The organism is Bacillus sp. RC240 (assembly GCF_044907945.1).
Lineage (GTDB): Bacteria > Bacillota > Bacilli > Bacillales > Bacillaceae_G > Bacillus_A > Bacillus_A mycoides.
The window spans coordinates 262,522-276,033 of record NZ_JBIYCT010000006.1; the positions used below are offsets into that span (position 1 = coordinate 262,522).

9 protein-coding genes and 5 pseudogenes are annotated in these 13,512 nt (G+C 34.0%); 2 read left to right on the plus strand and 12 right to left on the minus strand.

What is annotated here, in order from left to right; translation table 11 throughout:
• The first annotated feature begins 9 nt into the window (after positions 1 to 9).
• Positions 10 to 1,182 (plus strand): beta-aspartyl-peptidase, encoded by a 1,173-nt coding sequence (gene iadA, locus ABH955_RS20355; protein WP_404457038.1) that lies wholly within the window; start codon positions 10 to 12, stop codon positions 1,180 to 1,182.
• A 175-nt stretch (positions 1,183 to 1,357) separates the two neighbouring features.
• Here iadA and tnpB read toward each other — a convergent pair whose 3' ends face one another.
• The 10 genes and pseudogenes from tnpB to ABH955_RS20405 all read right to left on the minus strand — a co-directional run bounded on the left by tnpB (position 1,358) and on the right by ABH955_RS20405 (position 11,270).
• A complete protein-coding gene (gene tnpB, locus ABH955_RS20360; RefSeq protein ID WP_404491563.1) occupies positions 1,358 to 2,479 on the minus strand; it encodes an IS200/IS605 family element RNA-guided endonuclease TnpB in 1,122 nt (373 codons plus the stop codon).
• A 549-nt stretch (positions 2,480 to 3,028) separates the two neighbouring features.
• Positions 3,029 to 4,843, minus strand: coding sequence for an acyltransferase family protein (locus ABH955_RS20365; RefSeq protein WP_404491565.1), 1,815 nt, complete (start codon positions 4,841 to 4,843; stop codon positions 3,029 to 3,031).
• 707 nt (positions 4,844 to 5,550) lie between these two features.
• Positions 5,551 to 6,021, minus strand: a pseudogene (locus tag ABH955_RS20370) (IS6 family transposase); the annotation flags it as partial.
• Between the two features lie 264 nt (positions 6,022 to 6,285).
• Complete coding sequence (locus ABH955_RS20375) at positions 6,286 to 6,987, minus strand: YrrS family protein (RefSeq protein WP_404491566.1); 702 nt, start codon at positions 6,985 to 6,987, stop codon at positions 6,286 to 6,288.
• Between the two features lie 238 nt (positions 6,988 to 7,225).
• Positions 7,226 to 7,660 carry a hypothetical protein gene (locus tag ABH955_RS20380; RefSeq protein ID WP_016127805.1) on the minus strand — a complete coding sequence of 145 codons (435 nt, stop codon included), beginning with the start codon at positions 7,658 to 7,660 and terminating at the stop codon, positions 7,226 to 7,228.
• Positions 7,661 to 7,921: 261 nt separating this feature from the next.
• Positions 7,922 to 8,069: pseudogene (locus ABH955_RS20385) on the minus strand (histidine kinase); the annotation flags it as partial.
• A 247-nt stretch (positions 8,070 to 8,316) separates the two neighbouring features.
• Positions 8,317 to 8,541: pseudogene (locus tag ABH955_RS20390) on the minus strand (DDE-type integrase/transposase/recombinase); the annotation flags it as partial.
• A gap of 23 nt (positions 8,542 to 8,564) precedes the next feature.
• Positions 8,565 to 9,059, minus strand: coding sequence for a hypothetical protein (locus tag ABH955_RS20395; RefSeq protein WP_404457031.1), 495 nt, complete (start codon positions 9,057 to 9,059; stop codon positions 8,565 to 8,567).
• 53 nt (positions 9,060 to 9,112) lie between these two features.
• Entirely contained in the window at positions 9,113 to 9,523 is a 411-nt protein-coding gene (locus tag ABH955_RS20400) for a collagen-like protein (protein ID WP_404491567.1), read from the minus strand.
• A gap of 253 nt (positions 9,524 to 9,776) precedes the next feature.
• On the minus strand, positions 9,777 to 11,270 hold the full coding sequence (locus tag ABH955_RS20405) for a peptide MFS transporter (RefSeq protein ID WP_404491568.1): 1,494 nt from the start codon (positions 11,268 to 11,270) through the stop codon (positions 9,777 to 9,779).
• 232 nt (positions 11,271 to 11,502) lie between these two features.
• On the opposite strand from ABH955_RS20405, the pseudogene ABH955_RS20410 reads away from it, so the two are divergent.
• A pseudogene (locus ABH955_RS20410) lies at positions 11,503 to 11,773 on the plus strand (DUF4046 domain-containing protein); the annotation flags it as partial.
• Positions 11,774 to 12,142: 369 nt separating this feature from the next.
• On the opposite strand, the pseudogene ABH955_RS20415 reads toward ABH955_RS20410, so the two are convergent.
• Both ABH955_RS20415 and ABH955_RS20420 read right to left on the minus strand, forming a co-directional pair.
• Positions 12,143 to 12,368 (minus strand): annotated as a pseudogene (locus ABH955_RS20415) (hypothetical protein).
• A 160-nt stretch (positions 12,369 to 12,528) separates the two neighbouring features.
• Positions 12,529 to 13,128 carry a hypothetical protein gene (locus tag ABH955_RS20420; protein ID WP_404446623.1) on the minus strand — a complete coding sequence of 200 codons (600 nt, stop codon included), beginning with the start codon at positions 13,126 to 13,128 and terminating at the stop codon, positions 12,529 to 12,531.
• Positions 13,129 to 13,512: the final 384 nt, after the last annotated feature.

Below are 13,512 nucleotides of genomic sequence, written 5' to 3' on the forward strand. Positions count from 1 at the left end.
AGAAAAGAATTGATTACCTTAATAAAAAATGGAGAAGTATACGCACCCAACTACCTAGGACGGAAAGACATATTAATTGCAGATGATAAAATCGCATTCATAGATGATACAATCGCAATTCCTAACAACTTTGCTCCTATTCTAGTCATTGATGCGGCAAATCTTTTGGTTGTTCCAGGATTTATCGATTCACACGTTCATATTATTGGTGGAGGCGGAGAAGGCGGATTCAAAACCCGCACACCTGAGCTGATGCTTACTGATATTACAACTGCAGGTATTACAACATTAGTCGGTTTACTCGGTACTGACGGGACAACACGTAAAATGGAAAGTCTGCTTGCCAAGGCGCGGGCACTTGAAGAAGAGGGAGTTTCTTGTTTCATTCACACAGGCTCCTATCAAGTGCCAGTAAAAACGCTGACGGGAAAAATCGAAGATGATATTATTTTAATTGACAAAATTATCGGTGTTGGAGAGATTGCTATCTCCGACCATAGATCATCAGAACCTACATTTGAGGAAATAGTTAAAGTCGCCACTGCCGCACGCAATGGCGGTATTCTGTCAGGAAAAGCTGGCATAATAGAAGTTCATGTAGGGGACGGAGAAGGAAAACTTTCATTGTTACATGAAATTGCAGATAAAACCAACATTCCGATTCGGCACTTCCATCCAACACATATAAACCGAAACGAAGAATTATTCAGGGCGGGTATTGATTACGCAAAGCGAGGCGGTTACGTAGACTTTACCACAAGTACTACTCCTCAATTTTTGGAGGACGGGGAAGTGAAATGCAGTGAGGCATTACGTATAATGCTTGAAGATGGGGTCCCAGTCGGACACATCACCTTCTCCTCAGATGGACAGGCCAGCCTCCCCTTCTTTGACAACAATGGGGAGTATGCAGGCCTTCAAGTCGGAAAAGTATCTTCGCTATTTCACGAAGTACGAGAATCTGTTTTAGTGGAAGGTATTCCGTTAGAAACGGCACTAGAAGTCATTACCACGAATCCCGCACAATTGCTAAAGCTTTCAAGTAAAGGTTGTATCCAAATCGGAAAGGATGCTGACATCGTATTGTTAGAAAATGGAACGTTGGACATTCACAGCGTCATTGCAAAAGGAAAGTTTATGGTAGACAATAAAGTTCCGATAGTGAAGGGAACTTTTGAATAAGAAAGATAAGAAGCTTCTATTACAAAAATCATTTAAAGACACTAGAAAAATATGACACTTATACAAATGAATAATATATAAACATAAGACCACCGGTTTATTGAACTACCCCCACTTTCACTTCGTTTAGAAGTGGGGGATTCCTAAGTAAAGAGTTCTATCGAACTCAAATTTATTAGGCTAACCCCGCAGCCCTTGCGGTTAGAAGCCTTATTGCTTCATTCTTTAGATTGATACTTGCGTTAATATCCCTATCATGATGTGTATGACAAGAAGGGCAATCCCATTTACGTAGGTTTAGATTTTTAACGTCTTTGTTTTGATATCCACAACAAGAACATAATTGGCTTGAAGCAAATGTTTTCGATACGACAATGATTTGTTTACCGTACCATTTTGCTTTATATTCCAACATGGTTCGAAACTGTGACCATGATACCTCACTAATCGCTTTTGCTAACTTATGATTCTTTAACATATTCGATACTTGCAAATCTTCTATACCAATAACATCGTGGTTTTTGATGATTTCAGTCGAGATTTTGTCCAAGTAATCTTTTCTAGAATTCGTCATGTATTCATGAATTCTAGCTATTTTTACTCGTTGTTTATTCCAGCGAGAAGATCCTTTCATTCTTCTAGAAAGAACACGCTGTGCTTTTGCCAACTTCTCTTCTAATGATCGAAAAAACTTCGGATTTTTATAGATTGTTCCATCTGACAAAATGGCGAAATCTTTTAGTCCCACATCCATTCCAATGTAAGAATTTGTTTTCGGAAGTTCTTGCACTTCTGTTTCAACTAACAATGACAAAAAGTATCTGCCAGAAGGGTTCCGTCTAACTGTAGCATTTAAAATACGTCCTTTTACTTCACGACTTTTGGCAAATCGAACAAGACCTAGTTTTGGCAATTTTATTTTGTTTCCTACAACGGCAATGTTTTCATTTGTTTGTTTTGTGGTATAAGATTGTATGTTGTTCTTCTTAGATTTGAAACGCGGGGCATTGTTTTGTTTTTTGAAAAGGCGTGTATAAGCATCCGCAAGGTTGCGAACAGACGACTGAATCGCAATACTATCCACTTCTTTTAGCCAAACAAACTCTTTCTTCATGGCAGGAAGTTTGGCAGAGCATGTACCATATGTCAAACCTTTTCCTGTTTCTTTGTATGCATTATCCCATAGAGATAGGAAATGATTGAATACAAAACGAGAACAGCCAATCGTTTTATTGATTAGGGTCGTTTGTGCTTTATTTGGATAGATACGAAATTTATATGCTTTATTGATCATCATTCGTTTCACCCCCATTTCGATATGTATCTATTATACAACAAACGTACATTCGATAGGTAGTGAAGTAACAGTTTATATATGTCGAACAATTAAGATGGCTTCCTGCCATCCCTTATTCGAAGCCAATTCATCCCCCACCTACTCACTTCGCGTTCCTTGAGGAAGGAGTCTTCTTGGCTAAAATGATAAAAAGGTGTAAGAAATTAATCTACTAACCTCCTTTCGCCTTCTCTCTTACTCTCTAACAATACCCAATTCTGGTTCAAAAATAAGCCCAAAGAATTAATTAATTCCTTGGGCTTATTTTTAAAGTTAGGAAGCTACATTCTTTCTTCCTATTAATAATTTCACAGAACATGACCATCGACATATATAGCGACAGACACTTTTCCAAATCCACATGATTTCAAAGCTTACGTCATGACTCACGTATAGTAACAGGCATCGAAACCATTCATTATTGATGACTGCAAAAAATTTGTCTTTCTCAAACATAAATCTTTTATATTTCAATTAACTTTGCAACAGAAGTTTATAAAGCATATCGAATTATTGACTCACAGCTTTGACTACAAGTGCTGCGTATGCTTCTGCACCTACTTTGGTTAAATGCACACCATCAGGTGCAAAGTAGTCTCTCTTTTCAGCACTTGCTGCATACCAATCGACTAGAGTTACATTCGGATATTTAGATACTGTCACTTTCAATCTCTCATTCACGATTGATTCCCACGGACGTGGTACCCTCGTATTAATAAATATCATTTTACGTTCATTTCCAATTAATTCTATTAATGATACAAGTTGCTCCGTAGTAAAGGCTCCATTTGTACCTAACCCAATAATGACATAGTTTCCTAAATTCCCTTCATTCTTTAACTGTTCAACTACAGGAATCGCTTTTGACAGCTGGCGACCAATCTGTGCATCAATCCTAATATCAGGAAAAGTATTTTTTAAATATGGAGCAATATCAATCATAACGGAATCGCCTATCGCTGTAATGTTGGGAGAATTTTTAGGTTGCGCAGAATCTACTTCTTTTGATTCTTCTTGATTCTTGGGCGTCTCTTGAGTTGGATTTTCCCAAACTGCAACTGGATGTTTCGCCGGTTGTGTTTGTACTACTTCTCCCTTATCTAGTTGAGGATTCTCCTTAGCCTTACTAGCGTTTGATAACCCAAAGATGGCTATTGACGAAACGAATACTGCACAAATTAAAGCTAACTTAACACTTAAAGCGACATTTTGAAGCCTTAAATTCTTAAACTGAATATTTCGGAGCGCACCTTGTCGGATTGGTTTTTCAATATACCTCCATGAAATTTGCGCAATCATTATAATTAGAAGAAATTGAAGAATTGCTCTTATTAGTGAAAAATCTCCAGCATTTACTTTTGGAGTCGTCAATGTAAGAATTGGATAATGCCAAAGATATATGCCATACGACCTTATTCCTATCCAACGTAAAGGTCTAAATCGTAAAAATTGAGCGATACGGCTCGCTGGATGAGCAAGATTTGCCACTAACAATGCTGCTGCAATTGATAAGAGAACCATTCCTCCATTGTATAGAAACGGATCATATTGATTCGTCTTCCAAAACATAAGCAAAATAATAATAAGAGCAGTTCCTCCCACTACATCAAGAATGAGACGCGCCTTTGGAATAATTTTATTTGCAAGCCTATTGCTTGGCCAAATTAAGGCAAGTGCCGCTCCAATAAGTAAAGAAAAGGCCCTCGTATCTGTGCCATAATAAATTCTACTCGGATCAGCTCCAGGTTCATACAAAATTGCCATCGCTAAAGCTGAAGCAACAGCTCCCAGACAAATCAATAAAATCATACGGGATTGTTTTTTTATGTGGTAAAGTCCTAAACTAATGATAAACGGCCAGACAACATAGAATTGTTCCTCAACTGCTAACGACCAAAAATGATTTAATGGAGAAAGCTGGTTAAAATTATCAAAGTACGATAATTCATGATAAATATACCACCAATTACTAACATAAAATAACGCCGCTAATGAATCTCCACGCATTTTCTCAAGTAAAGAGCTATGAAAAATCGTAATCCAGGCCAACGTTATAACGAGCATAACAAACATTGCTGGAAGCAATCTCCTTGCCCTACTAAGCCAGAATTTCTTCAAATCAATTCTCTTATTTCTCTTCCACTCCATCGCTAGAATATCTGTAATTAAATAACCTGAGAGTACAAAAAATACAGTAACCCCTAAAAATCCTCCAGGCATCCAATTAAAATTAATATGATACAAAATAACACCTAGTATAGCTAGGCCCCTTAGACTGTCTAATCCAACCATATAACGACTATTTTTTTCAAAAGGTTTAGTCACCTACAATCACCTCTATTTCTTGGAAATTAGGTAAATAATAGTGGTATAATATGCTATTAATTTCCTAAAATCGTATAAGCTAAACTATTAATTACACCATTTGGGAAGGCTCTTTTATTATAATTACATGCACAGTAATCAATACTTCATCACGTTATCTGTTTCTGTTGTAAAAATTTTAAAATTAGGTGTTTTTGCTCATCTCCCCGAAAAAGGGACATTTACTTAATTAAAAAGTACACTTTTTGATACGTTTTTACAGACGTATCAAGGACTGACATTGTGAATATGATCTATAATGAATATATAAAAGATTTCCCATAAAGAAACTTTATAAAAAAAGGTCTACTCATTACGAGCAGGCTCTCTATTTTCCTCACCCAGCCTACTTTATTTTAAGCTTCGGCTGCTTCTGTAAACGTTGGTACATAAGTAGAAAATAATAAAAATAATGATACTATAAGTCCTATGATTTTCTTCATACTCGCATCTCCTTATCAATTCATTAAAAAACCTTTTAATTATATTTTAAGTTTTGATACTACCGAAATAATAAAAAAAGATATGCATAATTACATATTTCTCTTATTGATAGAATGTATGGTTCTGGTGTGAAAAATGATTAGTAAAAAAGAATCAAGGATTCCTAACGGAATCACCTGTTAAGCAGTTAATCCAAACAGCTGGTTCATAAAAATATTCCGATTTTAGACAGACTGGTCCTGCAAATCAATTTGTTCTTTTTTGAGCATATGCATGGCTTCAACACCACTCAATATAGCGGCTGATGTTTTGTATGATTTAAATCCCAACATAGAACGGATTCGCTTTTTTATAAAGCGATGATCTTGTTCTATGTTGGGATTTAAGTACTTTTGTTGTCTAAATTGCATACCATCAGGTATGCTTTTTTCTTTTTTCAACTGTTCGATAGCAATTGGATAAGCACGATTCTTATCGACTGTTATAACACGAGGCTTTGAAACATGAAAAGACTGCAAAGCTTTCTTGAAAAAGCGCTTTGCAGCCTAATGATTTCTAGATTTACTCAAATAAAAGTCAATCGTGTTTCCTTCAGAATCAACGGCACGATATAAATACATCCATCGCCCTTTTATTTTTATGTATGTTTCGTCCACTCTCCATGAGTTATTCATTTGTTTGAGATGACGCCGAATTCATGCTACCGGTAAAATGATATGTGTCGTCAAGAACAAGACGCTAAACATCTGAACACGAACCTGTACGGTATGGTGATAGTACCGTAGCTCCCGAACCTATACGGTCTGTCGTGAGAGTGGTGATGACACACCGCAACCTTGCACGTCAGCGATACCAGAAATGGACTTCTCCTTTGGTAGCAAGAACATCACTGATGTTAGTCAGCTTGCCCCTTTAGGGGTGGGAGTGTCAAATAATTCAAACATCATATAGAACCAAGTTTATTTTACTACTTGAACAGATACTGGTTTCCAGCCCTGATTCTCTACCCAATCAATATCAACCTTATATTTTTTATTACTTTGCTTATCTCGTACATTACCGTAGGCTTTATTTTCACCATTATTTCCAATAAAATCAAAAATCAATTGACCCTCTGGAGCATCAACAGCATAAGAAATTGCTTTTTTCATCTCATTCCAATCTACTGTTCCTTCTTTAAATTTCATTGCAGGTTTTGCTCCTTGCTCTGTACCAATTGGCTTCCAAGAAGGATTAGTTTGAGAACCCTTTTCTTGAGATGCCGTTTTTTCTCCCTCTTTATTTTCATTTTCGCTCGTTTTTACCGATTTTTCTGCTTTTTGTTTCTCTTCTAACAGTGCTGCTTCTCTCTCTTCACGTTTCTTCTCTTCTAACAGTGCTGCTTCTCTCTCCTCACGTTCCTTCTCTTCTAACTGCGCTGCTTCTTTTACTTCACGTTTCTTCTCTTCTAACTGCGCTGCTTCTTTCTCTTTATGTTTCTTCTCTTCTATCTTTGTTGCTTTCTTTTCTTGAGCAATTGCTTTCTTTGATGTATCAGTAGGGGAAAACAACTGGTATGTCACTATACCAACTGTCACTAATACCAAAGTAAATGCAATATTAAAAATCACCTTTTTACGACGATTTTGTTGTTTTTCTTGAAACCTGCTTCCTTGTCCCATTTTTTAAACCTCCGAGTTTATTTTCTCCTCTAATCTTTATGTATTATTCTTATAATTCTTAATATTTTCATTAAACAATGGAAATGAATTACAATTCCCATACAAGATTTCATATCATAATAAAATTTGTGTTGTTTCAAGCATCTGACATATGTTATTCAAAAATATTTTAATACATTAAAAATTGATAAGCATCTGTTCGTAAGAAACCTTCAATTTTATTCAAAGGTGATTCCAATTACGTCCACATTAGATCTCCTGTAGAAATCTTTTTAACAATTAAGCCCCTTCTTCCCTTATTTATAATTTTCAAATTAAACTGCCCTCTATGGTACAATAAAGATGTGTTGTTTTCTACTGGGGTATGTCGTAAAATCAAAAGGGATTTTATCTCTTTTACCTTTTTTTCAGAGTAACTTTCACCACTAGGAAACTCTATTATTCCTAATGTAATCTTTAATTCGCTTTCATCAAAAATCCAATCTTTATTAAGTTCCCTTATCTTTTGTATAAAGCTTCTTTTGGTTTTTCCTATATAGATCAATGTTTCATTCTTAGCATATACTCTAGAGATTGCAAATATTCCCTTCTTAAAAGCTTCTTCTCTATTATAAAAATCATTTAAACTATACAATCCATACCATTTAATATGCACTGTTTCTATTAACCTCACCTCATTTTTATGATAATATTATAATTTCTGAATGTTCAAATTATTATGGATACATAGCCTTGATTACTTGAATTATAAATAGTGCTTTTCAATAATACATTTTATTATTACTAATTTCAATAATGAATATGTACATATTCATTATTGAATGGCTGCAAAAAAACATGGGAATTTAATTCAAGCCCTATATCAAAATGAAAATAAAAAACACCTGTGATATACACAAAGTGCTTTTCTCTTGTCAATTTATCTATTTTCTTTTTATAACCCAAACTCCTTCGAATCGTACTTTTCTAGAGTTTGCTGCAATTCATTTTTTTTCATATGGAATATGTTTATCTGTCTGTACATCTTCAACATTTTCTCCACCTGCTAATAATCTCCTGTACTTAAAAGAGTGCCCTGTTAATCATGGTGTAATTATGTTGTATGGCCCTCCTTTTGTTTGATTACTTGTATCATAAAACAAGTATCTGAAGCTGATATGTGGTCTACTTTACTGATAAAAATAACAAATAAAAAAGGAAACCTGCATGTTCGTTATAGTGATTTCCATGTTATATATACTCATATAAATTTATTAATATGCAATATTACATATTAGGTTCCTGTATCTTCATGATATTGATGTATTTACGATACTTATATCTTCATATTTAGAAAGGAATACTATTGTACGTTGAAAAGGCGGAGTCTCTTTGAAGACTTCGCCGTTGTTTATATAGGGCATGAATGGTCTCGATATCTTTTATCGTACGTGAAGCATGACGAAGATTTTGAAATCCTGCAGATTTAGCAAACCGTCTCTTGACATGCCTATGATCCTGGTCAATAAGATGGCTAAAATTTTTGATTCTACAATGGATTGTAGTTTGATAAACCGAGAGACCCTTTAGAATAGAAATCACTTTTGACACAAAACAATGATTTTATATGGTGTAGTTTGAGCTGGTATACTCATTGTTGTAAAACTATAAATAGCTATTAAATTTCGATTTACAAGATTACCTGTAAAGAATTGACCATTTGTTAATAAAATTTGAGTAGAAGGAGAAATATTTAATTTTAATTTTCCATCACTACTCTCCAACTGTTCATTAAAATAGTCTACTTTTACATTTTGATGCGGTGTATATTTTGCCATAACAATCGCTTGAAATTGTGGTGGGAAAATAAGAGGAACAGGAGCGTTGGCATCGTAAAACCCAGTTACTTTATCTCCTACTACTACCGTTGCATAGTCGATAAAATACGTATTTGGTTTTACTACAAAATTTATTAGATTCCCATAACCATTATCTACGGACATAAATTTATTACATCCTATATCTTCGTTTGACCCTGTTACAAAATCGTTAATCATAGTTATTGTACCATCAAATGATTGAAATTTTTTCATTCAAATACCTCATTTGTTTATATAATTAAACCTCTATCGTTACTCTATAATTTTTAAAAACATGTAAATGAAATAATCCTTCTCGTATCAATTCCAAAAATAACCCAAAACCTACCGTTCCATCTAAAACCAGCAACAGACCTTGGTCCTACAAAAATTGGGAAATACCAAAATTGTTCACCATTACTAAGCCATATATAAGTATTTCGAAATAAACATAATGAAATTGCTCCTGGGTCAACAGCAAATGGTGAAGCTGTTGATTGTTGAGGAATAAATGATGGGGGGGGAGATGTTGGAGCTTGTGAGCTTTGCTGTCCCGGAAAACTTGGTTCACCCGGAAAGCCTGGTGCACCCGGAAAACCTGGCATTCCAGGTATACCTGGAATCTGAGGACCAGGGAATTGACGATCGAAGTATTGATCATAATTTATATAAGGATAATATATTGACTCATTATACATTTAAAAACCACCTCTTTATTTTTGAAATCCTCTAAATTATTAATATGTAATGTGGTTCGTATAGGAATCTTATTCGCTTCCTATACGAACAATATTTTAAACAGGAAAGTATACCTATACCCTTTTTTTTCGGTATGGGGTAATGGAAATTCCAGTGTCATCTTTGCTACTACACCCTGTTACCAATAAAATAAAGTACTAAAAAAACTGTGCACAAAAACCTGTATGGTGACAAGTTTTTGGCACAGCTCTTCTATTTGATCCCTTTCATGAGTATCTGAATCTTTGGAGCCATAAAATATAAAATAACACTTAAAACAATTGATAAACCGCCAATTGCGCCAAAATAAATAATCTCTGTTTCAGGATTATATAATCGAACGAGCTGCGCATTGATAGCTTGTGCAGATGCACTCGTTAAGAACCATAGACTCATTGTTTGAGCAGAGAAAGCAGCTGGTGCTAGTTTTGTTGTAATGGATAAACCCACAGGTGATAAACACAGTTCTCCGATTACGACTAAAAGGAAGCTAATGACTAACCACATAGGGCTTACCAGGGATTCTGTACCATGGATATATGCAGGGATAATCATTACTAAAAATGATAAACCAGCAAATAATAAACCGATCGCAAATTTATTCGCTGTACTTGGTTGACGTGAATTAAGCTTTACCCATAGCCAAGCAAATACTGGTGCTAGCAATACGATATAAATAGGATTTAAGGATTGGAACCATGAAGATTGAAGCTCAAATCCTGCCAAATTTAACTGCGTACGTTGATCAGCATAATTAGCTAAGATGATTGCTCCCTGCTCTTGAATCGCCCAAAACATCGTAGCAGCGATAAATAGTGGTATGTACGCAATTAAGCGAGACTTTTCAACATTTGTCGTTTTTGGACTACGGTACATAAAGATAAAGTAACCTGTTGGAATCAGGATACCTAAGATGCTTACAAGTAAAGTAAATCGATTAATCGTTAAAATACCTGTTGGGATTGTTAACACACAAACTAGTACAATCGCGATAATGCCAATACTAAACTGTGTAATGACTTTTTTTCTTTCCTTATCCGTTAAAGGATTTGGTACTTGCGTTCCTGCCAATCCTAGATTTTTCTTTTTCGTAAGAACATACATAATTAATCCAAATAACATACCAATTGCAGCCACACCAAATCCTAGGTGAAAGTTATACTTTTGACCAAGTGTTCCAATCACAAACGGAGATAATAGTGCTCCTAAATTAATACCCATATAGAAAATACTGAAACCTGAATCACGACGAGTATCTGATTCACTATATAAATCACCAACTATACTAGATACATTCGGTTTTAATAACCCTGTTCCAAGTACTAAAAATACCATTGAGATAAATAACGTACTAACCGTTCCTGGTAGAGCTAATATGAGATGACCAATCATAATTAAAACACCACCCCAAAATATTGTTCTACTTGAACCTAATAGGCGATCTGCAATCCACCCACCAATAATTCCAGACATGTAAACTAACGAACCATAGATAGCCATAATGGATGCAGCTGTAGCATGATCCATCCCTAGACCACCTTTTGAAATGGAATAATACATATAGTAAAGTAATATTGCTCTCATTCCATAGTAAGAAAATCGCTCCCAAAATTCTGTAAAGAATAAAGTAAATAGTCCTTTGGGATGTCCAAAGAAACCATTTTGTGGAACGGTGCGAATGATATCGCTTTTGTTAAGCTTCTCCATACAAATACACTCCTAATATACAGATATAGTGATTCTAATTAAGTATATACCAAAAATTAGAAAATTTAAACAAATATCTATTCGTTTAATAATTAGATTTTTGAGAAAAAACAAAATTATGTATTGTTTTTAATGATAATCCCATGTAAATTATATAATATAGATATATTAATTAAAACGTTAATACTGTATAAATATAAATACAAATGTAGGAGGATTTATAATATTGTCAATGAAAGCCGTTGCGATTGAAGAAATTTATCAAGAAATATTGGATGGAAAAAGGAAACGATTCCCTCCGAATACTTGGAAAGAAGATATGGATAATAAACAGGCCCGCAGAGTAATCACATATTTATTACACAGTATTTTAAAATGGAATAAGGAAGACATCAGAAAAAAAATGGAACACTCAATTGCTTGTAAAATATAAACTACGAGGATTACTCAAACATAGATACGAAAGTAGTCCTTTTAAAGCGATAAATGATTTATATCCAAATGGATTAGCAAGTAAAAATAAATAAAGAAGAATCCAGCGAATTATGGATTCTTCTTTATTTTGTATTTAGTATCTATTTATGAACTATAAACTCATATTTTGTGGTTAAATGCTAGTTGTTTTAATAATTAAGCTATTTTGATGGATTTGAAAGAATGACCTATGCGCTTTCAATATATATTAGATTGCTACAAATATTAATTTTATAAAATAGAAGAAATAAACACTCTTTGAAAAATTTTAATCAAAATGTGTGGGTTTTCATTTTAGAATCCGTAATTTTTTATAAAAAAGATTAATCATTTTATGTGATCTTTCCTCCATTACAGCGCCGTATCTTCATTTCTAGCAGACAGTTACTATTAAGGAGTTATCTATCACTCTTTATTATATATACTTTTCTTTAACTTAGGCTTCTTATGTAATCTTACTTTGGTTCCATTAATATCAAAATCAATCTTTACTTCCTCCAAAGACTCTATTTTCTCCTTATGTTCTTTTTCTATTCTATCTCTTTCTTCTTTTCTCTTAGTCGCTTTGGGACCAATTACGAATAGAATTAAGAAAATACTTACCATTACAATAAACGTAGTCACTAGTACCCTCCCCCTTTGCCAAAACTTCGTACAACAAAATTCTTTTTAATGTATTAAACTTAACTCAGAAATCTAGAGGAGAACGAGCACTAGCATAATTACACAGAAGCATTATAGAAATTACCTGCACTATTCCTCCTTCTCCTTATATAAAACAAGATTATAAATGACGCAGTAAGGCCGGTACTATCAATGTCATTACAAATATAAAAATTGAACTATATCTCAAACTTGAACTCCATTTTCCATATTTGGGATGTTCAAATTTCTTATAAAGCATACCTAATGCTAGAGATATTAAAAACATTAATACAGCTGTTCCTAAAATTATGGAAGTAATTAAGCCCACCATATTACTCATAAAGGTTTGAAAATCAAAAGAACGTGTTGTTAACATTAACACTGGTAGAATCCTTATTAATAATATGAGGATAAATGAGCCTACTCCAAAATATATAGATCTTTTTTTCCACTTTATATGTTTAAACCATAAAGAAGCTCCAAAAACTAATAATGATATTAAAATTACTACAGAAAGAATAAGGAAAATAATATCAAAAAATGCAGGCACACTCGCATGGACTGCACCATCTATTTTATCTCCCCCATCTTTTATTACATCACTGCCTCCATTAAACAAAGAACCAAACCAGTCTACAATCCAATCGGTCATCCAGGAAATATCAAATGGTAAATCTTCATTTTTTGTTTGTGTAGGAGCAACTGAGTTGAAAATTTTCAAATTCTCCTCCCCCTTCATTAAAAATTCCCCCCTTTACTTTAAGTATATAAATTTCCTTAACCAAAACTAAGAAAGTATTAAATCATACTTGATTAAATAGAAGAACAACACTTATGAATAGAAATTTCATTTGTTACATTTGTACACTCGCGTTTTGATAACGATCCGTTGCATTTAGCTTTGTCCCTATTTTGGAATAAGTAAAAAAGTACCCATCCAATTGTGGTACACATAATAATTGGATGGGTACTTCATTACACATTCTTTATTCTGTTTTTATTGACATAGACGAGGTTTATACATTTCATGGTGATACAAACTATAGTACCGAATTAAATAATTTTAAAATATTGCTACGCAATTCACTCGATTTAAGAAAATAAAATTTCACAAACCTTCGAT

Bases quoted from the DNA above. Each gene is read 5' to 3' on its own strand.
- tnpB (WP_404491563.1), bottom strand. From the start codon at position 2,479: ATGATGATCAATAAAGCATATAAATTTCGTATCTATCCAAATAAAGCA.
- ABH955_RS20405 (WP_404491568.1), bottom strand. From the start codon at position 11,270: ATGGAGAAGCTTAACAAAAGCGATATCATTCGCACCGTTCCACAAAAT.
- ABH955_RS20395 (WP_404457031.1), bottom strand. From the start codon at position 9,059: ATGAAAAAATTTCAATCATTTGATGGTACAATAACTATGATTAACGAT.
- ABH955_RS20400 (WP_404491567.1), bottom strand. From the start codon at position 9,523: ATGTATAATGAGTCAATATATTATCCTTATATAAATTATGATCAATAC.
- ABH955_RS20420 (WP_404446623.1), bottom strand. From the start codon at position 13,128: ATGAAGGGGGAGGAGAATTTGAAAATTTTCAACTCAGTTGCTCCTACA.
- ABH955_RS20375 (WP_404491566.1), bottom strand. From the start codon at position 6,987: ATGGGACAAGGAAGCAGGTTTCAAGAAAAACAACAAAATCGTCGTAAA.